24 protein-coding genes are annotated in these 26,766 nt (G+C 68.0%); 16 read left to right on the top strand and 8 right to left on the bottom strand.

The features are described from left to right. Nucleotides 1-184: 184 nt before the first annotated feature. From DJ018_RS04420 to DJ018_RS04385, 9 genes are all read left to right on the top strand, one after another. Nucleotides 185-1,789 (top strand): flavin monoamine oxidase family protein, encoded by a 1,605-nt coding sequence (locus tag DJ018_RS04420; RefSeq protein ID WP_240609453.1) that lies wholly within the window; start codon nt 185-187, stop codon nt 1,787-1,789. Between the two features lie 16 nt (nt 1,790-1,805). Further along, on the top strand, nt 1,806-2,201 hold the full coding sequence (locus tag DJ018_RS04415; protein ID WP_111513654.1) for a c-type cytochrome: 396 nt from the start codon (nt 1,806-1,808) through the stop codon (nt 2,199-2,201). Between the two features lie 117 nt (nt 2,202-2,318). After that, the gene (locus DJ018_RS04410) at nt 2,319-2,819 is read left to right on the top strand and encodes a DUF2939 domain-containing protein (protein ID WP_111513653.1); all 501 of its coding nucleotides are present in this window, start codon (nt 2,319-2,321) and stop codon (nt 2,817-2,819) included. A 105-nt stretch (nt 2,820-2,924) separates the two neighbouring features. Then, on the top strand, nt 2,925-3,362 hold the full coding sequence (rbfA, locus tag DJ018_RS04405; protein ID WP_111513652.1) for a 30S ribosome-binding factor RbfA: 438 nt from the start codon (nt 2,925-2,927) through the stop codon (nt 3,360-3,362). Then, nucleotides 3,362-4,306, top strand: a complete 945-nt coding sequence (truB, locus tag DJ018_RS04400) for a tRNA pseudouridine(55) synthase TruB (protein WP_111513651.1) — start codon at nt 3,362-3,364, stop codon at nt 4,304-4,306. The genes rbfA and truB overlap by 1 nt, the downstream gene beginning before the upstream one ends. Nucleotides 4,307-4,310: 4 nt before the next feature. Further along, nucleotides 4,311-4,580, top strand: coding sequence for a 30S ribosomal protein S15 (gene rpsO, locus DJ018_RS04395; protein WP_111513650.1), 270 nt, complete (start codon nt 4,311-4,313; stop codon nt 4,578-4,580). Between the two features lie 246 nt (nt 4,581-4,826). Then, complete coding sequence (pnp, locus tag DJ018_RS04390; RefSeq protein ID WP_111513649.1) at nt 4,827-6,974, top strand: polyribonucleotide nucleotidyltransferase; 2,148 nt, start codon at nt 4,827-4,829, stop codon at nt 6,972-6,974. A gap of 362 nt (nt 6,975-7,336) precedes the next feature. Continuing rightward, complete coding sequence (locus DJ018_RS18935) at nt 7,337-8,029, top strand: DUF6875 domain-containing protein (protein ID WP_133254215.1); 693 nt, start codon at nt 7,337-7,339, stop codon at nt 8,027-8,029. Next, nucleotides 8,026-10,566, top strand: a complete 2,541-nt coding sequence (locus tag DJ018_RS04385; RefSeq protein WP_133254214.1) for an amino acid adenylation domain-containing protein — start codon at nt 8,026-8,028, stop codon at nt 10,564-10,566. The genes DJ018_RS18935 and DJ018_RS04385 overlap by 4 nt, the downstream gene beginning before the upstream one ends. Before the next feature lie 59 nt (nt 10,567-10,625). On the opposite strand, the gene dnaA is transcribed toward DJ018_RS04385, so the two are convergent. The 5 genes from dnaA to mutM all read right to left on the bottom strand — a co-directional run bounded on the left by dnaA (nt 10,626) and on the right by mutM (nt 15,458). Then, entirely contained in the window at nt 10,626-12,101 is a 1,476-nt protein-coding gene (gene dnaA, locus DJ018_RS04380; protein WP_111513647.1) for a chromosomal replication initiator protein DnaA, read from the bottom strand. A 410-nt stretch (nt 12,102-12,511) separates the two neighbouring features. Then, nucleotides 12,512-12,781: a 30S ribosomal protein S20 gene (rpsT, locus tag DJ018_RS04375; protein ID WP_111513646.1), complete on the bottom strand. Its 270-nt coding sequence runs from the start codon at nt 12,779-12,781 to the stop codon at nt 12,512-12,514. 110 nt (nt 12,782-12,891) lie between these two features. After that, on the bottom strand, nt 12,892-13,668 hold the full coding sequence (locus tag DJ018_RS04370) for an enoyl-CoA hydratase (RefSeq protein ID WP_111513645.1): 777 nt from the start codon (nt 13,666-13,668) through the stop codon (nt 12,892-12,894). A gap of 27 nt (nt 13,669-13,695) precedes the next feature. Next, nucleotides 13,696-14,556, bottom strand: a complete 861-nt coding sequence (locus DJ018_RS04365) for a TraB/GumN family protein (RefSeq protein WP_111513644.1) — start codon at nt 14,554-14,556, stop codon at nt 13,696-13,698. Between the two features lie 38 nt (nt 14,557-14,594). Beyond that, nucleotides 14,595-15,458 (bottom strand): bifunctional DNA-formamidopyrimidine glycosylase/DNA-(apurinic or apyrimidinic site) lyase, encoded by an 864-nt coding sequence (gene mutM, locus DJ018_RS04360; RefSeq protein WP_111513643.1) that lies wholly within the window; start codon nt 15,456-15,458, stop codon nt 14,595-14,597. Nucleotides 15,459-15,558: 100 nt separating this feature from the next. Between mutM and DJ018_RS04355 the strand changes: the two genes are divergently transcribed. Together DJ018_RS04355 and ubiB are read left to right on the top strand one after the other, a co-directional pair. After that, nucleotides 15,559-16,317 carry a class I SAM-dependent methyltransferase gene (locus DJ018_RS04355; RefSeq protein WP_111513642.1) on the top strand — a complete coding sequence of 253 codons (759 nt, stop codon included), beginning with the start codon at nt 15,559-15,561 and terminating at the stop codon, nt 16,315-16,317. 1 nt (nt 16,318) lies between these two features. After that, on the top strand, nt 16,319-17,824 hold the full coding sequence (gene ubiB, locus DJ018_RS04350) for a 2-polyprenylphenol 6-hydroxylase (RefSeq protein ID WP_276309805.1): 1,506 nt from the start codon (nt 16,319-16,321) through the stop codon (nt 17,822-17,824). A 3-nt stretch (nt 17,825-17,827) separates the two neighbouring features. Here the strand turns inward: ubiB and DJ018_RS04345 are convergent, their stop codons facing one another. After that, nucleotides 17,828-18,406: a hypothetical protein gene (locus DJ018_RS04345; RefSeq protein WP_240609452.1), complete on the bottom strand. Its 579-nt coding sequence runs from the start codon at nt 18,404-18,406 to the stop codon at nt 17,828-17,830. Between the two features lie 181 nt (nt 18,407-18,587). Between DJ018_RS04345 and coaBC the strand changes: the two genes are divergently transcribed. The 3 genes from coaBC (at nt 18,588) to dut (ending at nt 22,165) form a co-directional block, all read left to right on the top strand. After that, nucleotides 18,588-19,778 (top strand): bifunctional phosphopantothenoylcysteine decarboxylase/phosphopantothenate--cysteine ligase CoaBC, encoded by a 1,191-nt coding sequence (gene coaBC, locus DJ018_RS04340; RefSeq protein WP_111513640.1) that lies wholly within the window; start codon nt 18,588-18,590, stop codon nt 19,776-19,778. A 228-nt stretch (nt 19,779-20,006) separates the two neighbouring features. Next, complete coding sequence (locus DJ018_RS04335; protein ID WP_111513639.1) at nt 20,007-21,602, top strand: porin; 1,596 nt, start codon at nt 20,007-20,009, stop codon at nt 21,600-21,602. A gap of 107 nt (nt 21,603-21,709) precedes the next feature. Further along, nucleotides 21,710-22,165 (top strand): dUTP diphosphatase, encoded by a 456-nt coding sequence (gene dut, locus DJ018_RS04330; RefSeq protein WP_111513638.1) that lies wholly within the window; start codon nt 21,710-21,712, stop codon nt 22,163-22,165. A 15-nt stretch (nt 22,166-22,180) separates the two neighbouring features. Here dut and dapB read toward each other — a convergent pair whose 3' ends face one another. Then, nucleotides 22,181-22,954 carry a 4-hydroxy-tetrahydrodipicolinate reductase gene (gene dapB / locus DJ018_RS04325; protein ID WP_111513637.1) on the bottom strand — a complete coding sequence of 258 codons (774 nt, stop codon included), beginning with the start codon at nt 22,952-22,954 and terminating at the stop codon, nt 22,181-22,183. Between the two features lie 67 nt (nt 22,955-23,021). Then, a complete protein-coding gene (locus DJ018_RS04320) occupies nt 23,022-23,633 on the bottom strand; it encodes a glutathione binding-like protein (protein WP_111513636.1) in 612 nt (203 codons plus the stop codon). A 67-nt stretch (nt 23,634-23,700) separates the two neighbouring features. Between DJ018_RS04320 and DJ018_RS04315 the strand changes: the two genes are divergently transcribed. Both DJ018_RS04315 and DJ018_RS04310 read left to right on the top strand, forming a co-directional pair. Next, nucleotides 23,701-24,318 carry a TetR/AcrR family transcriptional regulator gene (locus tag DJ018_RS04315; protein WP_111513635.1) on the top strand — a complete coding sequence of 206 codons (618 nt, stop codon included), beginning with the start codon at nt 23,701-23,703 and terminating at the stop codon, nt 24,316-24,318. A 102-nt stretch (nt 24,319-24,420) separates the two neighbouring features. Beyond that, nucleotides 24,421-26,709 (top strand): NADP-dependent malic enzyme, encoded by a 2,289-nt coding sequence (locus tag DJ018_RS04310; RefSeq protein ID WP_111513634.1) that lies wholly within the window; start codon nt 24,421-24,423, stop codon nt 26,707-26,709. The last annotated feature ends 57 nt before the right edge of the window (nt 26,710-26,766 follow it).

Below are 26,766 nucleotides of genomic sequence, written 5' to 3'. Positions count from 1 at the left end.
CGCCCCCGCTGAGGTCACGAGTTACAGCCCCGGAGCGAACCTCCGGGGCTTTTCTTTTGCAGCTGGCGCCTTGGGCGCCTAACCGATTGGCGCCGCACACCTAACCTTCGTCCGAAGCCGCCCTGTCGTTGCGGCCCGCACCGACCCCTTCCGAAACTGATCGGACAAGAAGGGGATAGTTGCGATGCACGAGAATAAGGGTACGGCCCCAGGTTCCACCCTGAGCCGGCGGCGCTTCTTCGAGACCTTGGCTGCTGTGGGCGGCGTGTCGCTGGCCATGGCCGGCATGGACGCCCTGGGCTTTGGCTTCGCCTCGGCGCAGGCCATGCCGCCGCCGCTGCAGGGCGGCGCAAAGGGCAAGAAGGTCATCATCCTCGGCGCTGGCCTTGCAGGCCTGACCTCCGCCTACGAGCTGACGAAGGCCGGCTATCAGGTTCAGATCCTTGAAGCCCGTCCTGTGGCGGGCGGCCGCGTGCAGGCCGCTCGCAAGGGGTTTGTCGACACCGATCTGGCCGGCAACCGCCAGGAGTGCAACTTCGACGACGGGCTCTACATCAACACCGGCCCTTGGCGGATCCCCTACCACCACCAGTCGACCCTGCACTACGTGCGGGAGTTCAACGTACCCGTCGAACTGTTCAACAACGACAACGACGCGGCCTACGTCTTCTTTGAGAAGGGTTCGGGCCCGTTGGCCGGCAAGCCGGTCCGCAAGGGCCAGATCGCCGCCGACGCCCGGGGCTACACCGCCGAGCTCATGGCCAAGATGGCCGGCAAGGGCGACCTAGACGGCGCGCTTAGCGCGGAAGACCGTGAGATCTTCATGGCCTACCTCGTGAACGAGGGGCGGCTCTCTCGCAAGGACATGACCTATCACGGCACCGACGGCCGCGGGTTCGAGATCCTGCCCGGCGCCGGGGTGAGCCCCGGACCCGGCAAGGAAGCCGAGCCCTATGCCTTCTCGGACGTGCTGAACTCGCGAGCCTGGCGGGTGCTGAGCTCGGTCGCCGGCTGGGAGCAGCAGCGCACCATGTTCGAGCCCGTGGGTGGGATGGACATGATCCCGCGCGGCTTCGTGAAGAACCTGCCTCCGGTGATCACCTACAACGCCAAGGTCGACCGCATCCGCCAGAACGCCAGCGGCGTCCGCGTGTCCTACACCGATGGCTCAGGCAAGAGCTCCGAGGTCGCGGGCGACTACGTGATCTGCACCATCCCGCTGTCGGTGCTGAAGAACATCCCGATGGACGCCTCGAAGCCGTTCGTCGCGGCCATGAGCAACGTCGCCTACGCGCCGGTCAACAAGATCGGCCTGCAGATGAAGACCCGCTTCTGGGAAACCAACCACTGGATCTACGGCGGTCACATCTACAACGACATCCCGGGCATCGGGACCATTTCCCTGCCGTCCAGCGGCTGGCACACGGGCAAGGGCGTGCTGCTCGGCTACTACAGCTTCGGCGGCGAGGCGGCCCGGATCAGCGCCCTGTCTCCTGAGAAGCGCGCGCAGTTCGCCGTGGCCCAGGGGCAGAAGATCTTTCCAGAGTACGGCGACAACTTCGAAACCGCCTTCTCCAAGTCGTGGCACCTCGACCCGTACAACCTCGGCGGCTGGGCCGAGTGGAACGAGGACGGGCGCAAAAGCGCCTACCCGCTGCTCAACGAGCCTGACGGCCGGATCTACCTGGCCGGCGAGCACCTCACCTACCTGGGCGGCTGGCAGGCTGGCGCGATCGAGTCCGCCTGGGCGCAGATCGCCAAGCTCCACGCCCGCGTTCAACAGGCTTGAGACCGCAGAACCGATCATGACCAAAGCTTTCCTGACGGGCGTCGCCCTGGGCGCTCTCCTGCTCGCCCCCGCCGCCGCCTCCGCGGCGCCTCCTGGCGAGACGATCTTCGCCGACAACTGCGCCGCCTGCCATCAGGCCAGCGGCAAAGGCGTGCCCGGCGCTTTCCCCGCCTTGGCCGGCAACAAGTTCGTGCTGGGCGCGCCCGCGCCGGTGATCTCCACCATCCTCAACGGACGGGGCGGCATGCCGGCTTTCAAGAGCGAGCTGACCGACCTGCAGCTGGCTCAGGTGACCAGCTACATCCGCAGCGGCTGGGGCAACAAGGCCGCCGTGGTCACACCGGCCCAGGTGATCGGCGTGCGCAACAGCACGCAGGCCATGGCCGAGCAGCGGGGGCTGCAGGCGCACTGACGCGCCGAAGGGGGCGAACAGAGGCGGCGGCATGGCTCGACGCGCTTGAGCCATGCCGCCGCCAATGTTTTATCCGCTCATGCCGGGCCGAACGGTTCGGCTGAGCGGAGGCACGCCATGTTTCGCAACCTGATCGCCCTTGGGCTGGCCCTCAGCCTCGCCGCCTGTGCTTCCGTGCAGAAGCTGGACGCGGCGGGCGACGTCCACGCCTTGCTGATCTCTATCCGCGACAATGACCAGGCGACGTTCGAGCAGCACGTCGACCGCGATGCGCTCAAGAAGGTGCTGCAAGCCAAGCTCGACGAGCAGGTGGCGCAGGACAAGCGCCTCCAGGGACTCGCTGCGTTGCTGGGGCCCGGCATCGTCGACTTCGCTGGCGACGCCCTGATCCAGCCGCGCGTGTTCAAGACCGTGGCCGAACAGTACGGCTACACCCCGCAAACCAAGATCCCGAACCAGGTGGTGATCGCCTCGGCGCTGAAGGAGCTGCCGGATGGCCGGGTGTGCGCCACCAAGAACAAGGGCGGTCCCTGCGTGCTGATCTTCACCAAGGAAGAGGGCGTCTGGAAGCTGTCCGGCTTCGAGGGCGACGTCTCCACCCTGCGCATCAAGCTCTGAGGCCGGGGCGGCGCGGGCTGGACTTAGCTCCGGCCTGCGCCTAGAAGCGCGCCCTTCCTGCGCGCCGCGTCCGATCCGCGGCCCAGGCGAGACAAGGCGCACTTCATGAAACGACCCACTCAACAAGCCCGCGGCCAAGGCCAAGGGCCGACCCAACGCCAGCTTCGCGCCGGCGAGCTCACCCGCCACGCCCTCGTCGAGGTCATGCGTGAGGAAGAAATCTCAGACCCCGCCATGGAAGGTGTCTCGGTGACCGTCACCGAGGTTCGGATGAGCCCGGACCTGCGCCACGCCACCGTGTTCGTGGAGCCGCTCGGCGGCGGTCACGCACAGGAGGTGGTGGACGCACTGAACCGGGCCGCCAAGTTCCTGCGCGGACGGCTGGGCCGGCACATCGACATGAAGTTCACCCCCGACCTGCGCTTCCTGCACGACGAGAGCTTCAACGAAGCGGCCCGCATGGATCGCCTGTTCGACGACCCCAAGGTCCAGCAGGACCTGCGGCCGCAGCCGCCTTCCGATTCCTGGAAGGACGAGGACTAATGGCGCGGCGGCGCAAGGGCGATGCGGTCAGCGGCTGGATCTGCCTCGACAAGGACTACGACATCACCTCCACCCACGCGGTGAGCCGGGTGCGGCGGATCTTCAACGCCCAGAAGGCGGGTCATGCCGGCACGCTCGATCCGTTGGCCACCGGCATCCTGCCGATCGCGCTCGGGGAGGCGACCAAGACCGTTCCGTTCCTGATGGACGCGGACAAGACCTACCGCTTCACCATCGCCTGGGGCCGAACCACCGCCAGCTACGACCGCGAAGGCGAGACCACCGACGTCTCCGACATTCGCCCGACCCTGCCGCAGGTGGAGGCGGTGCTGCCGCGCTTCATCGGCGAGATCGAACAGGTGCCGCCGGCCTTCTCGGCCGTTAAGGTCGACGGCGAGCGCGCCTACGACCTGGCCCGGGCCGGCGAGACGGTTGAGCTAAAAGCCCGCCCTGTGACCGTGCACGACCTGCGGGTTGTGGACGCTCCCGACGCCGATCACGTCACCCTGGAGCTCGACTGTGGCAAGGGCACCTATGTCCGCGCCCTGTGCCGCGACATCGCCGAAGCGCTCGGCGCCTGCGGCCATGTGAGCGAGCTTCGCCGAACGCGGGTGGGCGGGTTTGCGGAGGATTCTGCGGTGACGCTGGAATCTCTGGAGGAATTCGGGCATAAGGCCCGACTGTCGGAGGCATTGCTTCCGGTCGAGACCGCGCTGGACGACATCCCGGCGCTGGCCGTGACCGATGAAGACGCCTTCCGGCTCAAGCAGGGACGGCCGATCGTTCTCGTTCCCCGACAGGTTGAAGCTGTGAAAGCCAGGCTCAAGCCCGGCTCGCGCACCGTTTCAGCTACGTCGGGCGGTTCGGTTGTCGCTCTCTGCGAGATGCGTGCGGGCCGGCTCGAACCCTCGCGTGTCTTCCATCTTGAAAAGAGCGGAGACTGACACGATGTCGATTACGGCCGAACGTAAGGCTGAACTCATCCGGACCCATGCCCGCGGCGAAGCGGACACCGGAAGCGCCGAAGTCCAGGTGGCGATCCTTTCCGAACGGATTGCGAACCTCACCGAGCACTTCAAGACGCACAAGAAGGACAACCACTCCCGTCGTGGTCTTCTGAAGCTGGTTTCGCAGCGCCGGTCGCTGCTGGACCACCTGAAGAAGTCGGACGCGGATCGGTACCAGCGTCTGATCGAAACCCTCGGCCTCCGCCGCTAAGGTTTCTCGAAGCGCCCGCTTCCTGGTTCACCAGGGAGCGGGTGTTTTGCATGATATGCCGCTCCCCCGTCGCAGGCCGGGGGATCCATGCGGCGCCCGGGCTCCCAGTTCGTTGAAGGGGTCCGATCCGTACGCCGAGGGTTCCAAAGCAATCCTCATCCCGCCTGTACGAATGGAGAGGATTCGGAAGACCGATCCCTGTCCGCCCCCGCCGGGAATACGCCCGCGGGACACGAAAGAAGCAAAATGTTCGACATCAAACGCAAGACGATCGAGTGGGGCGGCAAGACGCTCACGCTCGAGACCGGCCGCATGGCCCGCCAGGCCGACGGCGCCGTGCTCGTCACCTACGGCGAGACCATGGTCCTGGCCACCGCGGTGTTCGCGAAGTCGCCGAAGCCCGGCCAGGACTTCTTCCCGCTGACCGTGAACTACCAGGAGAAGTTCTACGCCGCGGGCAAGATCCCGGGCAGCTTCCCCCGTCGTGAGGGCGCGCCCTCGCAGAAGGAAACCCTGACCAGCCGCCTGATCGACCGTCCGATCCGTCCGCTGTTCGTGAAGGGCTTCAAGAACGAAGTGCAGGTCGTCTGCACCGTCCTGGCCCACGACCTCGAAAACGATCCGGACATCGTAGCCATGGTCGGCGCTTCCGCCGCCCTGGTGCTGTCCGGCGCCCCCTTCATGGGCCCGATCGGCGCCGCCCGCGTCGGTTACGTGAACGGCGAATACGTGCTGAACCCGACGCTCGACGAGCAGAAGGAAAGCCTGATGGACCTCGTCGTCGCGGGCACGCACGACGCGGTGATGATGGTGGAATCCGAGATCCAGGAGCTCAACGAAGAGCAGGTCCTGGGCGGCGTCACCTTCGCCCACAAGAACATGCAGCCGGTGATCGATGCGATCATCGAGCTGGCCGAGCACGCGGCCAAGGAGCCCTTCGACTTCCAGCCGGACGACACCGAAGCGCTGGCGGCCAAGGTGAAGGAGCTGATCGGCGGCGACCTGCGCGCGGCCTACCAGCTGACCAAGAAGTCCGAGCGTCACGCCGCCATCGGCGCGGCCAAGGACCGGGCCATGGCCCAGTTCGTGAAGTCGGAATCGAACCCGGAAGGCTATGACGCCAACAAGCTGGGTTCGGTGTTCAAGGAAATCGAAGCCGACATCGTTCGTCGCTCGATCCTCGAGACCGGCAAGCGCATCGACGGCCGCACCGTCGACCAGGTGCGCCAGATCGTCTCGGAAGTGGGCGTGCTGCCCCGGGCTCATGGCTCGGCGCTGTTCACCCGCGGCGAGACCCAGGCCCTGGTGGTCGCCACCCTCGGCACCGGCGACGACGAGCAGCTGATCGACGCCCTCGAAGGCAAGTACTTCGAGAAGTTCATGCTGCACTACAACTTCCCGCCCTTCTCGGTGGGCGAGACCGGCCGCATGGGCGCTCCGGGCCGTCGTGAAGTCGGCCACGGCAAGCTCGCCTGGCGGGCGATCCGTCCGATGCTGCCGAAGGCGGAAGAGTTCCCCTACACCATCCGCCTGGTGTCGGAGATCTTCGAGTCCAACGGCTCGTCCTCCATGGCCACCGTCTGCGGCGCCTCGCTGGCGCTGATGGACGCAGGCGTGCCCCTGAAGAAGCCGGTTTCCGGCATCGCCATGGGCCTGATCCTCGAGAGCGACGGCTTTGCGGTTCTGTCGGACATCCTGGGTGACGAAGATCACCTGGGCGACATGGACTTCAAGGTGGCCGGCACCGCCGACGGCATCACGTCCCTGCAAATGGACATCAAGATCGCCGGCATCACCGAGGAGATCATGAAGCAGGCCCTCGCTCAGGCGAAGGGCGGCCGTGACCACATCCTCGGCGAGATGAACAAGGCCATGGAAGCTCCGCGTCAGGAGCTTGGCGAGTTCGCGCCGAAGATCGAGACCATGAAGATCCCGGTCGACAAGATCCGGGAAGTCATCGGCTCGGGCGGCAAGGTCATCCGCGAGATCGTGGAAAAGACCGGCGCGAAGATCGACATCGGCGAAGACGGCACGATCAAGATCGCGGCTGCCGACGCCAGCAAGATCGACGCGGCCCGGGACTGGATCAAGTCGATCGCTTCCGAACCGGAAGTGGGCGAGATCTACACCGGCAAGGTCGTGAAGATCGTGGACTTCGGCGCCTTCGTGAACTTCTTCGGCGCCAAGGATGGCCTGGTTCACGTGAGCCAGATCTCCAACGAGCGCGTGAACAAGGTCTCGGACGTGCTGCAGGAAGGCCAAGCCGTGAAGGTCAAGCTTCTCGGCTTCGACGACCGCGGCAAGACCCGCCTGTCCATGAAGGTCGTCGACCAGGAAACCGGCGAAGACCTGTCCAAGAAGGAAGACAAGGCCGAGGAAGGCGCCGAGGGCTAATCCCCGACGCCACCAAGCCTGACAAGTCAAAGGGCGGCCGCAGCGATGCAGCCGCCCTTTTTCTGCCGAGCGCGGCTGAATGAAGTCGCAGTCCAAGTCTGCCTCAGGGAAGCTTCGATCACGAAGCATCGGCAGGCGCAGGAGGCGGGATCTGGTGACTATCCGATCAAAAGCGCTCCACTCAAGCTTGCATGTGACGCGTTAGCTGAACCAAAGGGCGGCTGAGCCGTTGGTCCGCGGCAGCCAAGCTGCCCGAGTCATTTGATCAGTTGGTTCAACTACTCAGCGTGGACGTGATGGAGCATTGGCAGCCGGTTGTTCGGCCGTCGGCGTACGGCTCTCGGCCTGAATTCGGTCCACTGGTGACCGTCCGCGAGATTCTCGGGGCAGAAGGCGAGGGGCAGGTCGGGACCTATGACGCTCCGGCGCGACAGGCGCTGGTTCGCATGGCGCGTTACGTGGACGAATTCTTGACCGCCGCGCATCCCGAGCTGGGCCGCACGGGCGTGGTGTGCCCGTTCGCGCGCCGCGCCATCCAGCAGAACCAGATCCACCTGACAGCCTGCGATGTCTCGGGCGAGAAGCCCGAGGACGAAGCTTTGATCCTGGAGGGCATGGCGCGTCTGCGCGGTCTGCTGGACGGAGCTGGGAGCGACAAGCCCGCTCATCGCGCCGTCGTCGCCGTGTTCCCCAGGCTGAGCGAGCCGCATGGCGCGCGCATGATCGAGAAGATCCAGCGCGCGCTGAAGCTGTCCTTCGTCCAGCGTCAGCTGATGATCGGCCAATTCTATCCGAGCTGCCCAGAACCTGGACTTTGGAGCGCCGGCTTCCGGCCGCTGCAGTCGCCGGTGATCAGCCTGGCGATCCGCAACATCACCGTCTTCGATGCGCCGTTCATGCTGGACCGTCAGGAGTACGTCGACGCCTTCGTCGACACTTTCGGCGAGGCCGGCGCCGAGCGGATCGCGGCGGCGGTCCGGGACAAGAGGTTTGCGACAGACCCCGGCGCCTGCCCGCGAATGGCGGCCTCGGCCGTGGCGGAAGCCCGTCCGTGAGTCTCGACCTGCTGGCGGTCGAGCAGCCTGCCTCCGATTCCGCCGGCGTCCGTCTGGACGTCCTGTTCTCGCAGCAGGCGCGTCGGACCCCGCGCGCGCTGGCGGTGCTCCACCGCGGGACGCAGCTGAGCTACGCCGACCTCGAGGCGCAGGCAGATGGGATCGCCAAACAGCTCGCCGCGATGGGCGCCGGCCCTGGCGTTCTGGTCGGCGTGTGCATGCGTCGAACCCCGCGCATGCTGGCGGGCCTGCTCGGCGTGCTGAAGTCGGGCGCGGCCTATCTCCCGCTGGACCCTGCCTATCCGGACGAGCGGCTGGCCTTCATGCTGGACGACAGCGCGGCGGCGCTGCTGCTCACCGACTGCGCTCTGGACCGCCGGCTCGATTTCCAAGGCGGCGTCCTGGACCTGTCCGCTGACGTTCCGCAGGTGCGTGGGCCGGGGATGGTGCGAGGCGTGGCGGGCCCCAGCGACCTCGCCTACGTCATCTACACCTCGGGCTCCACTGGCAGGCCGAAGGGCGTGATGCTCGGCCACACCGCGGCAGGCCTGGTGGATTGGGCGCGGAAGACCTTCACCCGCGGTGAGATGGCGCGCATGGCCGCGACCACCTCCATCTGCTTCGATCCATCGATCCTGGAAATCTTCGCGCCCCTATGCACGGGCGCAGCCGTGGTGCTCAAGGAAAGCGCGCTGGAGCCGTTCACCCCTGATGAGCAGCCGACCATGCTGGACGGGGTCCCGTCTGCCGTGGCGGAGCTCTGTCGGGCCGGCGCCCTGCCAGACAGCGTTCGGGTGGTGAATGTGGGCGGCGAACCGCTGAAAGCCGCCTTGGTGCGCGAAATCTACGCCCGGACCCGGGTTGAGGCCGTCTACAACCACTACGGCCCCACAGAGGCCACGACCTGCGCCACCGTGGCGCTTGCGCGCCGCGACCAGGTGGACGACCCGCCGATCGGGCGGGCGATCGCGGGCGCCAAGCTTCACCTGCTCGACGCCGCTGGCCAACCGGTGAAGGCCGGCGAGACGGGAGAGATCCACATCGGCGGCCCGAGCTTGGCCATCGGCTATCTGAACCAGCCGGAACTGACCGCCGCGCGCTTCGTCCAAAGCCGCTGGGGTCGGCTCTATCGGACGGGGGATCTGGGGCGCTGGACCGCCGCCTCCGACTTGGAGTTCCTTGGTCGCATCGACGACCAGGTGAAGATCCGCGGCTTTCGCGTCGAGATCGGCGAAGTCGAAAGCGCGCTCGTGCGCCTGCCGCAGGTCACGGACGCAGCCGTGCTGGCGCGTCCCGACGCCCAAGGGCGTACGCAGCTCGTGGCCTATCTGCAATCCGAGCGGCCGTGGTCGGTGGCCGAGGTTCGCGCCGCGCTGAAGGCCTGGCTGCCGGACCATATGCTGCCGGCTCGGCTGGTGGTGCTGGACGCCTTTCCGCTGACGCTGTCAGGCAAGGTCGACCGAAACGCTTTGCCGGCGCCGCAGGAGCCGGGGGGCGCCGCGCCCGTCAATGTGGAGTCGCGCATCGAGGAAGCGATCGCGGAGGTCTTCAAGGACGTGCTCGGCCGCGCTCAGGTGGAACGCGACGACTCCTTCTTCGATCTCGGCGGCGACTCGCTGTCGGGGGTGACGGCCGCCCTGCGGCTGGAGGAGATCCTCGGCTACGAGCTGCCCTCGGCTCTGCTCCATCAGGCGCCGAGCCCACGCGAGCTGGCGCAGGCGCTGGAGCAGTGTCCGGTGCACCGGCCGCAGCACCTGTCCGTCCTGCAGGCCGGAGGCGACGGCGCGCCGCTGTTCTGTCTGGCGGACCTGTTCGCCCGGCCCTTCAGCTACCTCAGCCTCTCGCGGCGGCTGGCGGCGGACCGCCCTGTGCTGGGGCTGTCGCCCGGGCCGTTGGAGGGCGCCTTCGCGACGAGCGGCAGCATCCCGGACCTCACCGCCGCCTTTCTGGCCGAGCTCCGCCGCGTTCAGCCAGCGGGTCCCTACCTGCTGGCCGGCTATTCCGCCGGCGGCGTTCTTGCGTTCGACCTCGCCGGTGCGCTGGAGCGGGAAGGGGAGGTGGTCAGCCTCGTCCTGCTGGACAGCTCCATGCGCTCCAGTCGGCCGTCGGCCGGACAGCTGGTGCGGTGGGCGATGCGTCAGGGCCTGGACCTGATGCATCCGGCCGCCTTCCGCGCGCGCTACGAGCGCATGGGCGGACTGCGGGAAAAGCTCGCCCGCGCCCTCGCGCAGCGGGAAACTTCGCCACTGCCAGAATGGATTCCCGAAGGGCAGGGCGCAGTGGCCGCGCGTCTGATGGCGGCCTGCGCCACCTACAGGCCAGGGACGTTCCGCGGTCGCACCCTGTTGCTGAAGTCCACGGATCGGGACCGGATCGACGCCCTGCTGGATCACGACGGCCTGCTGGGCTGGGGCGGGGCGCTCAAGGGACCGGTGACTACCGAGTGGGTGTCCGGCGACCACCACGCCTTCATGCGCGAGCCCCGGGTGTCGGAAGCGGCCGCGCACATCGAAGCCTTCCTCGCCGGCCACGGCTGAGCCGCAACGAAAAAGGCCCGCCGGAAGGCGGGCCTGTCTCAACACCAGTCCGCGCGTCCTCAGCCGCGCAGCTTGCGCAGCAGCACGTCCAGATCCCGGGCGATCGCCGCGTCCTCGCCCTTCAGCGCCTCGATCCGCCGCACGGCATGCAGAACCGTGGTGTGGTCGCGGCCGCCGAAGCGGCGACCGATGTCCGGCAGGGAGCGGGTGGTGATCTGCTTGGCCAGCCACATGGCGACCTGGCGCGGGCGGGCCACGGCGCGTGCGCGGCGCTCGGAGATCAGATCGGCCTGCTTGAGCTGATAGTGCTCGGCCACCGTCTTCTGGATCATGTCCACGGTGACCTTGCGCTCGTTGCAGGACAGGTGCGGACGCAGGATGGCCTGGGCTTCGTCCAGGGTCAGGCGGGCCACGTCAGCGCCGACGCGGGCCACGAGAGTGTTCAGGGCGCCTTCCAGCTCCCGCACGCTATCGGTGAACCGATCGGCGAGGAACTGCAGCACTTCCGGACGCGCCGACGGATGGAAGCGGCCTTGCCCGGCCAGAACGGCCAGCTTGCGCTCCAGAATGCCCAGGCGCAGGGCGCGGTCGGCAGGCTCGATGCCGCAGACCAAGCCCGCCTGCAGGTGGGAGCGCAGCCGCGGCTCCATCTCGCTGATCTCGGTGGGCGAGCGGTCGGCGGTCATCACCACGCGGCGGCCCTCACCGACCAGGGCGGTCAGGGTGTGGAACAGTTCTTCCTGGGTGGTCGGCTTTCCGGCCACGAAGTGCACGTCGTCGATCAGCAGCAGGTCGGCGTTGCGCAGCTCTTCCTTGAAGGCGGCGGTCTGCTTGTCCTGCAGGGCCTTCACGAAGGTGGAGGTGAAGCGCTCGGCCGACAGATAGACGACCTTGCGGTGCGGCTGAGCCTTCATGGCCTCCCAGGCCAGGGCGTTCAGCAGGTGGGTTTTCCCGAAGCCGTAAGGGCCGTGGAAGACGACCGGGTTAAAGTGGCCGTCGGCCCAGGACGCCACGCGGCGCGCCACGGCGAAGGCGAATTCGTTGGCCGGGCCGGACACGAAGCTCTCGAACGAGAAGCGCTCTTGCAGGCCCTGAAGGCGGCCCTGCTTGGCGGCGACCGGCGGGACGGTGTCGGCGTCGACTTCGATCTCGAAGACCTCCGGGGCGGCCGGACGGGTGACCACGGCCGGTCCTACGCCGTTGGCGGCCACAGGCGGAGCGGCGGGCGGAGGGGCGAGCGCGCTGCCGGAATCCACTTCCATGCGGGACTTGAGATCAAGGCGACGGCCGAGCGGGTCGTTCTGCGCCCACAGCTCGCCGATGCGGCGCCACGCATGGCGGCGGATCCAATCACGCGCCACGCCGGTGGCGGCGACGAGGCAGACCTCATCCGCCGTTTCGCGCAGGGCCGCCTGCCCGAGCCACGAGCCAAACGTCGCCTCGCCAAGCTCCCGCTTGAGAACCTGGGCCGTCTTAGTCCAGACGGCTCCCGCCGGCGCGTCAGCCATAGCTCCCGCAGCCCCCCTGCTCGTCATTCTCGTTTACCCCGCCCTTTCGCACCAAGGCCCCACGCCTTGGCACGGCCCAATTCATCAACGCACACAAGCTCTTATCCGGCGAACACATGTGATCCGCCGGCGTCCCGTTTGATCCGGGATCAGATGGAAGACGCCTGTAAGAGGGCCAAGACTAATCGGGGGGACCGGAGGTTCAAGCCGAATCTTGGGGGCCTGATTCGGATATTTCGGTTGACTCGTGCGGACCCCCTGACGGCCCTAGGGAAAGTCATTTTCGACGTCTCAAATCTGAGAAGATTGGTCGCAGAGGTCGCAGTCGGCCGACCTTCAGGCACGAAAAAAAGCGCCCTGAAGGGGCGCTTTTCGATCATCGCTCAGCAGACTTTTTGCAGGGGGTCCGGACGTTCCGAGCCCCCGGCAGGAAGCCTTTAGGCGACGGCCAGCTTCTTCAGCTGGGCGGCCAGGCGCGAAACCTTGCGCGAGCCGGTGTTCTTGTGAACCACGCCCTTGGTGACGGCGCGCATCAGCTCGGATTGAGCTTCGATGAAGGCCGCCTTGGCCTTCTCCACGTCCTTCGCGGCGATCGCTTCGTCGAAGCGACGCAGGAAGGTGCGGACGCGCGAGCGGCGCGCCTTGTTGACTTCGGTGCGGCGTTCGATCTTGCGGACCGCCTTCTTGGCGCCGGGCGTATTGGCCATTCTTCAGCTCTTCAAAAACGATCGCGCCCGGGCGAACCGGGCGGTGAAAATCGGAGGCGCGGATATACGCAAGCCGAGCCTCCGGGTCAATGGGGCGGAGCAGATGTCGTTCAGCGGCCCTTGAAGGCGGGTTTCCGCTTCTCAACGAAGGCCGCCATGCCCTCCTTCTGGTCCTCGAAGGCGAACAGGGAGTGGAACAGCCGCCGCTCGACCGCAACTCCGGCCGAAAGGGTGGTTTCGTAGGCTGTGTTCACCAGCTCCTTGTTCATCATCACCGCCAGCGGCGATTGCGCGGCGATCTTGCGCGCCGCCTCAAGCGCTTCATCCAGCAGCTTGTCGGCGGCGACGATCCGGGACACCAGCCCGGAGCGCTCGGCTTCCGCCGCATCCATCATCCGGCCGGTCAGCATCATGTCCATGGCCTTGGACTTGCCCACGTAGCGGGTCAGTCGCTGGGTGCCGCCGATGCCCGGCATGACGCCGAGGTTGATCTCCGGCTGGCCGAACTTCGCCGTGTCGGACGCGATGATGAAGTCGCACAACATGGCCAGTTCGCAGCCGCCTCCCAGGGCGTAGCCGCTCACCGCCGCGATGATCGGCTTACGGAACTGTTCGATGCGGCGCGCGGCCTTGGCGAAGAAGTCCGCAGCGAACATCTCCGCATAGGTCTTGTCGGCCATCTCCTTGATGTCGGCGCCGGCCGCAAAGGCCTTCTCCGATCCGGTGACCACCACGCAGCCCACCTCCGGGTCCGCCTCGGCCGCGTCCAGCGCCGCCGAGAGCTCGCCCAACAACTGGCTGTTCAGCGCGTTCAGGGCTTGAGGGCGGTTCAGGCGGACGAGGGCGACGCCCTCGTTGGTCTCGACAATGAGGGTCTCGAAAGCCATGGGCGTGCTCCCTTTGCTTCCGCGGCTTTACGGCCCCTCGACCTTGTAGCCAAGGGCGCGGAGGCGCTGGGGCACGCCATCCGGACCGATCAGGTGGCCAACCCCCACCACGACAACCGTCCGGCCCTTGCCCTTGAGCCGCGCATCGAGCTCGCGGGTCCAGCGGACGTTGCGGTCGGTCACTAGCCGCCGGAAGAGCCCCGGAGAGGCGTCGCGCATGGGCTGCAAGGCTTCGCGATCCAGAGCGGCCAGATCCCCCTTCATCCAGACGCGAACAAGGTCGGCGAACTCGTCGGGACTGTTCTCCATGTCGCGCAGGGTCTGAGACAGGGAGGCGATCTGCTCGGCGCGCGGCGTGTCAGCCAGGATGGCGATCTGTTCCTCGGGCGTTTCGAAAGCGCGACGGGCGGCCGTGGCGGGGGCGTCCGCGGCCACGGCTTTCTCAACCCCGTCGTCCCCGCCCGCGCCCGCCTTCTGGTAGGCTCCGGCGGTGAGGGCCACCTCGGCCAGCCAGGGCTGCAGCCGGTCCAGCACGGCCGGGTCGACGCCGTAGGTCTTGGCCACCTTCAGCAGGCGCTCGGCGTCGCCTTCGGGAAGCAGGGCGAGCAAGGATTGCCCGGGCGGCAGCACGCCCTTGGCGCTGGCGGCTTTGGCGGCCTGGGCTTCGGTGGCCGGATCGATCGGCAGCTCGAACCACAGGTCGTCCGCCGACTGCAGGGCCCGCGTCAGCACCGCAGGGCGCCAAGCCAGACCCTTCGGCAGCACATGGACGGAGCCGAACAGCACCAGCTCGGAATCATGGTCGCGGACCACCCAGACCGGCGGCTGGGCTTGGGCCTGGCTTGCAGCAAACAGCGCCGCGAGCGCGGCCAGGGCGGCTTTCCACATCCGCTGTACTTAAGGTCGGCTGGACGCGACCGCCACCGTCAGCGCTGGCACACCGGGCAGAAGAAGGTGGATCGGCCTGCTTGGACCTCTCGCTTGATCACCCCGTCGCACCCCTCGTTCATGCAGGGCTCGCCCTCGCGGTCGTAGACGCGGAAGCGGTGCTGGAAGTAACCGAGCGCGCCATCGGCCTGGGCGTAGTCGCGCAAGGTGGAGCCGCCAGCGGCGATCGCCTCGGAGAGCACCTGCCGGATCGCGTCCACCAGCTTCTCCAGTCGGGGACGGGAAATGCCGCCGGCCGGCTTGAAGGGCGAGATGCGCGAGCGGTGCAGCGCCTCGCAGACATAGATGTTGCCCAGGCCCGCCACGATCCTCTGATCCAGCAGCAGGGTCTTGGGTCCCTGCTTGCGGCCGGCGAAGGCTTCCTTCAGGCGCGCGGCGTCGAAGTCGGCTGACAGCGGCTCGGGCCCCAGCTCCGCGAACCAGGGATGCAGCTCCAGCAGGGCCGTGTTGATCAGGGCCATGTAGCCGAACCTGCGCGGGTCATAATAGGTGACCCGGGCGCCCGCTTCGGTCTCGAACACCACGTGGGCGTGCTTGGGATCGGGATCGGGCGCGTAGTGGAACTGCCCCGGCCGCTCCTGCCCTTCCGGCCTGGCGATCTCGAAGCGCCCGCTCATGCCCAGGTGCATGACCAGAGTGTCCTCCCGGTCGAGCTTGGCGACCAGGTACTTGGCCCGTCGTTCCAGCGAAACGATGGTCGCGCCGGTCAGCACCTGGACGAAGTTATCCGGGAAGGGAAAGCGCAGGTCCGGCCTGCGCGCCTCCACGCGCGACAGGCGCTGGCCTTGCAGAACGGGAGCCAAGCCTCCGCGGACGGTCTCGACCTCAGGTAATTCGGGCATGCCCGTTCAGGTGGCACGTGCGCAGGGCCGCGCCAAGGGGCAAGGCTGCGGACGCGCTGAGCCCTTGGAGCGGGGCGGGTGGGAGGCTAAGAGCGTGCGCATGACCGGACCCTCCGCCACCTTCGGCTTCCGCGACGTCGATCCGCAGGCCAAGCCGGGCCTCGTGCGCGGCGTGTTCGACCGGGTCGCCGGCCGCTACGACCTCATGAATGACCTGATGAGCGTCGGGGTGCACCGGCTCTGGAAGGATGCGACGGCGGCGCGGCTGAATCCGCAGCCGGGCGAGAGCATCATCGACTGCGCTGGGGGCACAGGAGACATGGCCCGCCGCTACGCCCGGATGACCCGTCGGGCCCAGCTGCGCCGCGGCGGAGCCGACGCACGCATCTTCGTCGTCGACTACAATGCCGAGATGATCGCCGCCGGCCGCGAAAAGGGCACGGAGCCCGAGATCGCCTGGGCCGTCGGCGATGCCCAGGCCCTGCCGCTGCCGGACCGCTGCGCGGACGCCTATTCGATCGCTTTCGGCATCCGCAACGTCACCGACGTTTCCGCGGCCCTGCGTGAAGCGCGGCGGGTGCTGAAACCGGGCGGCCGGTTCCTGTGCCTGGAGTTCTCGCGTCCGACGACGGAAGTGCTGCGCAAGGCGTACGACGCCTACTCGTTCAAGGTCATCCCCGAGATCGGCGCGCGCGTCGCCAACGACCGCGAGTCCTATCAGTACCTGGTGGAAAGCATCCGCCGCTTCCCCGACCAGCGCACCTTTGCGGTGATGATGGAGGAGGCCGGCTTCTCCAAGGTGGATGTGACCAACTTCACCGGGGGCGTGGCCGCCCTCCACACCGGCCGGGTCATCTAAGGTGGGAGCGCTCACCCGGCTGCTCGGCGCCGGATGGATGTTGGCGCGCAACGACGCGCTTCTGCCGCGTGAGCTGGAGCCGCTCTACGACGGGCCCGTGAAGCCTCTGGCCCGCGCCCTGCGGCTGCTGGCAGGCGCGCAGGCGCGCAACGGCCGGCCGGGCGAGCGGCTGGCGCGCTCCCTTGAACGGCTCGGCCCCGTGGCGATCAAGCTGGGTCAGCTGCTGTCCACCCGCGCGGACATCTTCGGCGCCGAGTTCGCCGAAGATCTTTCACGACTGAAGGATCGGCTGGCGCCTTTTCCGCACGACATCGCCCGTCAGGAGGTGGAGCGCGCGCTCGGCCGCCCGATCGAGAGCCTGTTCGCAAGCTTCGGCCAGCCGGTGGCGGCGGCGTCCCTGGCCCAGGCGCATGAAGCCCAACTGCTGGACGGCCGCAGGGTCGCCGTGAAGGTGCTCCGCCCGGGCATCGCGATCCGCGTGGCGCGCGATGCGGAGGTGCTGTCGCTGGCGGCGCGCCTGATCGATCGCTGGGTCCCGGCCTCACGCCGGCTGGAGCCGCGAGGTTTCGCGGCCACCGTGATCCGCGCCACCGAGCTCGAGCTCGACCTCAGGCTCGAGGCGGCGGGCGGCGACGAGCTGGGCGAGGTCATGGGCCGGGACGGCTACATGCGCGCGCCCAAGGTCATCTGGGACGGGGTGGGCAAGCAGGTGCTCACCATGGAGTGGGCCGAGGGTCATCCCTTGTCGGAGGCCGGCGCCCTGACCCAGCCGGGCCTCGACCGCAAGCAGCTGGCGGACAACCTGACCCGCGCCTTCCTGGCCCAGGCGCTGGACCATGGCGTCTTCCACGCCGATCTGCACGAGGGCAACCTGTTCGCGGCCGCGCCGGCGCAGCTGACGGCGGTCGACTTCGGGATCGTGGGCCGCCTGGGCGCGCCCGAGCGGCAGTACCTCGCGCGGATTCTCTGGGGCTTCCTGAACCGCGACTACAACCAGGTCGCTCAGGTCCACTTCGACGCGGGCTATGTTCCCAGCGAGCACAACGTGGCGGCCTTCGCCCAGGCGTTGCGGGCCGTGGGCGAGCCGGTGTTCGGGCGCAACGCCAGCGAAGTGGCCATGAGCCGGGTGCTGATCCAGCTGTTCGAGATCACCGCCTTGTTCGACATGCGACTGCGGCCCGAGCTCGTCCTGCTGCAGAAGACCATGATGACGGTGGAGGGCGTGGCCCGGCGCATCGACCCGGAGCACGACATCTGGGCGGCCGCCGATCCGGTGGTGCGCCGCTGGATCGCCCGCGAGCTGTCGCCAGTCACCCGCGTCGGCCGCCTGGCCGAGGAAGCCTCCCAGGCCCTGCGCAACATCGCCCGCCTTGCGGAACGGCCGCCGGAGCGGGTCCCCGTCGACATTCGCGGCGAGGCCCGAGTCCGCTTTCCGCCAGTGCTGTGGTTCGCCCTGGGGGCGGCCGCGTCAGGCGCGGCCTTCCTCCTGGGCCTGTGGCTGCGCTGAGCCTCAGGCCTCGTCGTCTCGGGAGCTGCGCCGCTCGCTGCGGGCTGTCTGCCGGCGAGCTTCCCGATCCTTCTGCTCCTGCCAATAGGCGGCGCCTTCGTCCGGCTTGAACATGGTGCGTGGCGCGCCATCGCGGTTGGCCACCGCGAACACATTGGCCTTGGCGTCATAGAACAGCATGTCGCCGTTGGCGCGCGTCAGGGTCTCGGTGCCAGCCGGCGGGTGCTCCACAAAGGCGTGCGCCTTCTTGATGTACTGGTCCATGGAGCGGGCGCCGAACGCTTCGCCGTTCCGGTCGAAGGCGCGGCGGGCGCTCTCGTCGGCGGAATAGCGCCGGCTGGCCGCCCACACGGGCTTGCCGTCCACCAGGCGGACCGGGTCCTCGCGATGATCGACGCGCGCGCCTTCAGAGCGCTCCCGGGCAGGGGCCGCCGTGCTCTCGCTCGCCATCTGGGTTCCAGCGGCCTGCTTCTGCGCCACCGCAGACGGGCCGTTGTCACAGGCGACAAGCCCGCCCAGCGCCGAAGCGCCGAGCGCCAGAACCAACGCCGTGCGCGCGCCCATCATTCTCATCCCAGCCATCCTGTTCTCCTTCGAGAGGCTCAGCTAGAACAAAGAAAGAACAGAGTTTTGCAGCCTTGTCGAGTCTTTCGCGTGCAGCTTGCCAGTGCGCATTGCTGCACGTCCTGGCTTCAAGCGGCGCATTTGTGGGCGAGCGTCTGTTCGCCTACATCCAGGCGACCTGCAGCAGGGGCCGACGCCTTTGGACAAACGCATTCTCCTCATCGTGGGCGGCGGCATTGCGGCCTACAAGGCGCTGGAGCTGGTGCGCCTGGCGCGCAAGGCCGGCCTGGCGGTGCGGCCGATCCTCACCAAAGCCGGATCAGAGTTCGTGACGCCGCTGTCCCTGTCCGCCCTGGCCGAGGACAAGGTCTACGCCGAGCTCTTCTCCCTCACGGATGAGGCTGAGATGGGCCACATCGAACTGTCGCGCTCGGCCGACCTCGTGGTGGTGGCCCCCGCGACTGCGGATCTGATGGCGCGCGCCGCAGCAGGCCAGGCCAACGACCTGGCGTCCACCACGCTGCTGGCCACCGACAAGCCTGTGCTGATGGCGCCCGCCATGAACGTGCGCATGTGGCAGCACCCGGCGACCGTCCGGAACTTCGAGCGATTGAAGGCGGACGGCGTGCTATTCGTCGGTCCTGACGAAGGCGCCATGGCTTGCGGGGAGTTTGGCCCCGGACGCATGGCCGAGCCGCCGGCCATACTGACGGCCATACTCGCGGCGCTGAACGGTAGCGCCGCACGTCCGCTGGCTGGTAGGCGCGCCCTGGTCACCGCAGGTCCGACGGCGGAGCCGATCGACCCGGTGCGTCTGATCGTCAACCGCTCCTCGGGCAAGCAGGGCTACGCCATCGCCCGTGCGCTCGCCGACCTCGGCGCGGAAGTGACCTTGGTCAGCGGCCCGACGGCGCTGGAGACCCCGGCCGGCGTCACCCGCGTCAACGTAGAGACCGCGCGGCAGATGCTGGCCGCCTGCGAGGCGGCGCTGCCCGCCGATGTCGCGGTGATGGTGGCCGCTGTCGCTGACTGGCGGCCGGACGAGGCGGCAGGCCAGAAGATCAAGAAGACGGGCGAGGGGCCGCCGGCGCTGCGGCTGGTGGAAAACCCCGACATCCTTGCAACGCTTTCCAGGGGTCCTCTGCGGCCGAAGCTGGTGGTTGGGTTCGCCGCCGAAACCAACGAGCTGGAGGCGCACGCCCGAGCCAAGCTCGCGCGTAAAGGCTGCGACTGGATCGTCGCCAACGACGTCAGCCAAGGCGGTGTCATGGGCGGCGACGTCAACACCGTTTCGGTGGTCACAGCGCAAAGCGTCGAGCGGTGGGAGCGTTTGGACAAGGCGGAAGTCGCCCGCCGACTGGCTGCACGTATCGCGCAAGACTTAGGCTGACGCGGTCATACCGATCTTTGTCTGGCGGCTCAGAGGCTTGCGGCCGTAGAGGCGGTTGATTGCTGTCGCCCTTTTCTTCGTTCGTCTTAGTCGAGTCGCCGTCAAGGTTATCCTGATATCTAAGCGTCTGGTTTTGTGACGCTTTTCTATGCTGGCTGCCGTGCCGTTTACCTTCTCTCTATTGTTCGGACGCACAAGCTGACGCTTCGTTCGCGCGAAGGGGAGCGCATGCGTCATTTTTTTAGAGCCAAGCTGGCGGGGGCCGCCGCTGGGGCTCTCTTCAGCCTCGCGGCGCCGACTGCTCAGGCGCAGGTGCAAGCCGCCGCTCAAGCTCAGGCTACAGCACCGGTCCAGACGATCGCCGTGACTCCGGATCAACTGCTGGCGCTCACCGCCCGGCTGGACGCGCTGGAGCAGCGCAACTCCGAGCTGGAACGGCAGGTACAGGAATTGAAGGCCACGGCCGCGGCCGGCGACCAGGCGATCCGCAAGGAGTTGGGCGGCACGAAGGTGGCCGTCGCCGGAGGCCGTCCGACCCTGGCCAGCGCCGACGGCAAGTTTACCGCCGCCTTCCGGGCCGGCGTGCAGCTTGATGCTTCGCGCTTCTCGCAGGACGCGCCCGGTCCGTTGGCTGCCGACTTCCGCCGCGGCTCCGTGGGCGACGCCGCTGAGGCCGATCGCGCCCGCGACTTCGCCGATGGCGCCAACTTCCGCCGCGCTCGCGTGGGCATGGAAGGGCGACTGTTCAGCGACTGGGACTATGCCTTCCTTTACGAGTTCGGCGGCACGGGCACGGAAGGCGGCGGCGTGATCAACGCCGCCTGGCTGCAATACAGCGGCTTCGGCCGCACCAAAATCCGCGTCGGCGCTTTCGCACCGCCGACGGGCATGGACGACCAGACCTCCGTCTGGGGCGCGCTGTTCCCGGAACGCTCAGCTGTGGGCGAGATGGTGCGCGGCATCGCCGGCGCCGACGGCCGCTCCAGCCTGGCTGTCCTGTCGAACGGGGACCGTTGGACCCTTTCGGCGGCGCTGACCGGCAACGTGGTCGGGCAGCAGAGCTTCGACGAGCAAGTGGGCCTGGTCGCCCGCGCGTCCATTCTGCCGGTGAAGGGCAGCGACTATCTGGTGCACCTGGGGGTGAACACCACCCAGGTTCTTGAGCCCGCCGCTGGCGGTCCGGACGTTGCGCCGGGCGCGACCCGCAACGTGCGTCTGCGCGAGCGGCCTGAGAACCGCGTCGAAACCGTCCGCCTCGTGGATACCGGCAACATCGACGCCAAACGCGCCAGCGTCTGGGGCCTGGAGGCGGCCGGCCAATTCAAGGCCTTCACCGTACAGTCGGAGTACTTCGACATCGGCGTCGATCGTCGCGCCAGCCCGCTGCCGAGCCCGGACTTCTCCGGCTGGTATGTCCAGGGCGCCTGGACCCTGACCGGGCAGCCACGCCGCTATGTGGCGGCCTCCGGGAGCTTCGACGCGCCGCGCATCGATCGACCGTTCGACTTCCGCAAGGGCGACTGGGGCGCGTGGGAGCTGGGGCTTCGCGTGTCGGAACTCGACCTGAACTTCGCCGAGGGCGGGGCGGGGACGGCGCCGCGTACCGGCGCGATCCGCGGGGGTGATCAGAAGATCACCACCCTCGGCCTGAACTGGTATCCGAACGCCGCGGTGCGCTTCTCCGCGACCTACCAAGATGTGCAGGTGGACCGCCTTTCCGCGGGCGGGGCGGCGTTCGGGGCAGGCGCCCTGACCCCGCCGGCCGGCGCCCAAGTCGGCCAGGACGTGCAGATCTGGACGCTGCGCTCGCAGTACGCCTTCTAATCCAGGATCGGCCCGGCGCGGCGGGAGCGCGCCGGCCCGGCCGCTTTGTCCGGCCGTCCGACGCAGCTATAGGCGGAACCATCCGCCGCCGCTCGCAAGGATCTCCCGTGACGCCGACCATCCCCATCGTTCGCCTGCCGCATGCCGAGGGCCTGCCTCTGCCGGCCTACGAGACCGCCCAGGCGGCCGGCATGGATCTGAGGGCTGCGGTGCCGGACGATGCGCCGCTCACCTTGCGCCCCGGTTCCCGTTTCGCCGTTCCGACGGGCCTGGCCTTCGCCCTTCCCAACGGCTTCGAGGCGCAGGTGCGCCCGCGCTCTGGACTCGCCATCAAGGCGGGGGTCACTTGCCTGAATACGCCCGGCACCGTTGATGCGGACTACCGGGGCGAGGTGAAGGTCATCCTGATTAACCTCGGTGAAGAGGACTTCGTGATCCGCCGGGGCGACCGCATTGCCCAGCTGGTGATCGCGCCCGTCGTTCAGGCCAGCTGGCGGGAGACGGACAGCCTCGACGAAACCGCCCGCGGCGCAGGCGGCTTCGGCTCGACCGGCGCGAGCTAGCGTCGGGCCGCGCCTCTATCGGGCGAAGCCCAGCACGTCCTGCATGTCGTAGGCGCCTGCGGGGCGACCAGCCACCCACCGGGCGGCCGCCAGGGCGCCCTTCGCGAACAGGCCGCGGTCCCGCGCCGAATGCGACAGGGTCAGGATCTCCTCATCGGCTACGAAGGAGACGCTGTGCTCGCCGATGATGCCGCCCCCGCGGAGGACGGAGAAGCCGATCTCCCCTGCGCCGCGCTCGCCGGTGATGCCGTCGCGCACGCGCACGGCCACCTCCGGCAGCTGAACGCCACGGCCCTCCGCCGCCGCTTCCCCAAGCATCAGGGCCGTGCCGGACGGCGCGTCGACCTTGCGTCGGTGGTGGGCCTCGAACACTTCGATGTCATAAGTCTCGGCCGGCAGGGCCCGCGCCGCCTGGCGCACGAGGCCCATCAGCATGTTGACCCCAAGCGAGTAGTTGCCGGCCCGCACGATGGCGACCCGCTCGGCCGCCCGGTTGATCGTGGCGATCTGGGCCTCGTCGAAGCCGGTGGTTCCGATCACCAGGGCCGGCCCGCCGCGTTCGGCGCAATGGGTCGCCAGGGCGGCCGACGCCGCCGGGCTCGAAAAGTCGATCACCACGTCGGCCGCGTTGAGCGCGGCCTCGCGCTCGCCCAGGATCGGATCAGCCGCTTCCGGCCGGTCGAACCGTCCGGCGAGTTGCAGGGCTGGGTCCTGCTCGACCACGGCTGCGATGGCGCGGCCCATGCGGCCGAGGGCGCCGGCGATGGCGATTTTGATGACGTCGGACAGCGGAAGAACTCCCGGCAGGCTGGGCCGCTAATCTCGCCAGCCCGCCCGCCGGGTCAACCCCGTCGCCTCAGGCGGCCTGGTACAGCGCAAGCTCTTCCTGGAATGCGCGGCCAGCCGCCGGCCGCGCCAACACGCGTTGATGATAGGCGCGGATGTTCGGATAGGGCGAAAGATCGAAGTTCACCGCCTGCGCCCAGTTCAGCACCACGGCCAGGTAGGCGTCCGCTACGCTGAAGGTGTCGACCAGGTACTCGCGGCCGTCCAGCTGGTCTTCCAGGTAGGCGAACCGCTCGGGCGCGGCGGCGCGGGCGAAGGCCTTGGCCTCGTCGTTGGCCCTGCGGCTGAACAGGGGCGCAAAGACGAACTTGTGCAGTTCGGTCCCGATGAAGCTCAGCCACTGCTGGGCGCGATAGCGCTCGAACCCGCTCGGCATCAGGGCGGCCTCGGGGAAGTGGTCGGCGATGAACTGCAGCACCGCGGCGTTCTCGGTCAGCACCTCGCCGTCTTGTGTCCTCAGGGCGGGGACGAGGCCCTTGGGGTTGATGCGCAGGTAGTCGGCGCCGTCCTCCGTACGTCCGGCCTTGGTGTCGACGCGGCTGTAGCGCGCCTCCGCGCCGGCTTCGTAGAGCGCGATGCGGCTGGCCAGAGAACAGGCGAGAGGCGAGAAGAAGAGTTCCATGAACGTGCCCGTGTTGATATGTGTACCGTTCCGCACAAAATAGCGGCGGTCAAGGATTGTGTGCGAAATGGTACAAAAAGAGCCCCGCCCCCGCGGTCGTCCCCGCAGCTTCGACGCCGATGCGGCGTTGGAGAAGGCGCGAGCGGTGTTCTGGAACCAGGGCTACGCCGCCACATCGCTGGACGAGCTTTCCGCCGCCACCGGCCTAAACAGGCCAAGCCTTTATGGCGCGTTCGGCGACAAACATGCGCTCTACACTGCAGCGCTGGAGCGTACGCGCGACGAAGCTGTGGCCAGCATCGGCGGCCTGTTTGCTCAGGATCTGCCGCTCCGGGACACCCTAGGACGGCTCTACGCGGGCGCTATCCGCGCCTACAGCGCTGGCGACGCGCGTCAGCGGGGTTGCTTCCTGATCGGCACGGCGGTGACCCAGTCCGTGGACGACCCGGCGGCGCGCGAGATCCTCGCAGGCTTCCTTGCGCAGATGGATCGCCTGTTCGGCGAGCGCTTCTCCCGTGCGCAAGGCGTCGGACAACTGGCGCCCGGGTTGACGGCCGCGGCGGCTGCGCCCCTGGCGTCCGCTTCTTTGCACAGCTTGGCGATCCGGGCGCGGGCGGGCGCGGGCGAGGCCGAGCTCCATGCGATCGCCGCCGGCGCGGTCGACCTATTCTGCGCGCCCGACTGACAATTGCCCTCGCGTCAAGCCTGCGGCGGTTGTTCCCGGCGCATAGCGTCTCTATAGGTTCAGCCCCTTTTTGAGCCTGCGCCGCGAGGAACCGCCGCCGTCATGTCGGACGCCGAGAAGCGAACCTTCACCGATGAGGAAGCGCTCAGCTTCCACAAGTTCCCCACGCCCGGGAAGATCGCCATCGCGCCGACGAAGCCGATGGCCACCCAGCGGGACCTGAGCCTGGCGTACTCGCCGGGCGTGGCGGTGCCGGTTCTCAAGATCGCCGAGGATCCGGAAGCCGCCTACGACTACACCTCCAAGGGCAACCTGGTGGCGGTGATCTCCAACGGTACGGCCATCCTGGGTCTCGGCAACCTCGGCGCCCTCGCTTCAAAGCCGGTGATGGAAGGCAAAGGCGTCCTCTTCAAGCGCTTCGCCGACGTTGACGCCATCGACGTGGAAGTCGCCTCCACCGATCCCGACGAGATCATCACCGTCGTCAAGAACATCGGCCTGACTTACGGCGGCATCAACCTCGAGGACATCCGCTCTCCCGAGTGCTTCCGGATCGAGACGGAGCTGCAGGAGCTCCTCGACATTCCGGTTTTCCACGATGACCAGCACGGCACGGCGATTATCTGCGCCGCCGGCCTGATCAACGCCTGCGCCGTCACCGGCCGCGACCTGAAGACGGTCAAGGTGGTGCTGAACGGCCCTGGCGCCGCCGGCATCGCCACGCTCGAACTGATCAAGGCCATGGGCGTCCCATCCGAGAACGTCCTCGCCGTCGACCGGACGGGCGTGCTGTGGCGCGGCCGCTCGGAAGACATGAACCAGTGGAAGTCCGCCCACGCGGTGGACACCGACAAGCGCACCCTGGCCGAAGCCCTGGAGGGGGCCGACGTCTTCATCGGCCTGTCGGTGAAGGGCGCCCTGACGCCCGAGCTGGTTCAGAAGATGAACGACAAGCCGATCATCTTCGCCATGGCCAACCCGGATCCCGAGATCCTGCCGGAGGACGTCTACTCCGTGCGTCCGGACGCGATCGTCGCCACCGGCCGGAGCGACTATCCGAACCAGGTGAACAACGTCCTGGGCTTCCCCTACATCTTCCGCGGCGCGCTCGACGTGCGCGCCCGGCGGGTGAACATGGAGATGAAGATCGCCTGCGCCCAGGCGCTGGCCGAGCTCGCCCGCGAGGACGTGCCCGACGAAGTGGCCGCCGCCTACCACGGCACCCAGCTGAAGTTCGGGCCCAAGTACATCATCCCGACGCCCTTCGATCCGCGGCTGATCTGGTACATCCCGCCGTTCGTGGCCCAGGCGGCCATGGACACCGGCGTCGCCCGCAAGCCGATCGAGGACATGGACGCCTACCGCGCCATCCTCGCTCAGCGGCTCGATCCCACCGCGGCCTTCCTGCAGAAGGTGCAGGGCGCGGTGCTGTCCCAGCCCAAGAAGCGGATCGTCTTCGCCGAAGGCGAGGAGCCCAGCGTCATCCGCGCCGCCTACGCCTTCCAGACGGCGGGATTGGGCGATGCCGTTCTGTGCGGCCGCGAGGAGCTGGTCGAGCAGAACATGCGCGCCGTCGGCCTCGACCCCGCCGACGTGAAGATCGAGATCGTCAACGCCCGCAAGTCGGATCGCAATCCGGAGTTCGTGGATCGCCTCTACGAGCGCCTGCAGCGGGAAGGCTACCTGCGCCGCGACGTCCAGCGCCTGATCAATCAGGACCGCAACTCCTTCGCCGCCTCCATGGTGGCCCTGGGCTATGCGGACGGCATGGTCACCGGCGTGACGCGTTCCTTCGACCAGGTGCTGGAGGAAGTGCTGCGGGTGATCGACCCCACTCCGGACGGCCGCGTCATGGGCATGAGCGTCGTCCTGGCCCGCGGCCGGACCCTGTTCATCGCCGACACCAACGTCACGGAGATGCCGGAAGCCGAGGACCTGGTGGAGATCGCCCGCGAGGCGGCTCGTGCGGTCCGCGCCCTGGGCTACACGCCGCGCGTGGCTTTCATGAGCTACTCGACCTTCGGCAACCCGATGGGCCTGCGGTCGGAAAAGGTCCGCGACGCAGTGGCGATGCTCGACATGATGCCGGACATCGACTTCGAATACGAAGGCGAGATGCCGCCGGCCCTGGCGCTCGATCCCGCCCGGCGCGTGAACTACCCCTTCATGCGCCTCTCCGGGCCGGCGAACGTGCTGATCATGCCGGCCATTCACTCGGCGGCGATCTCCACCCAGCTCATCCAGTCGATCGGCGGCGCGACCGTGCTCGGCCCGATCCTGCTGGGCATGAGCCATGCGGTTCAGATCTGTCCGCTGTCCTCGTCGGTGTCCCGCATCCTGCACATGGCGACCATGGCCGCCTACGAGCAGCCGCTGAACGTCGAAGACTAGCGTCGATCCTCCCCTTCAGGGGGAGGTGTCCCGAAAGGACGGAGGGGGTTTCCTCCG

It is taken from the genome of Phenylobacterium deserti, assembly GCF_003254705.1.
GTDB classification, from domain to species: Bacteria; Pseudomonadota; Alphaproteobacteria; order Caulobacterales; family Caulobacteraceae; genus Phenylobacterium; species Phenylobacterium deserti.
The sequence above is the reverse complement of the archived record's forward strand: the minus strand, read 5'-3'. Positions and strand labels throughout refer to the sequence as shown.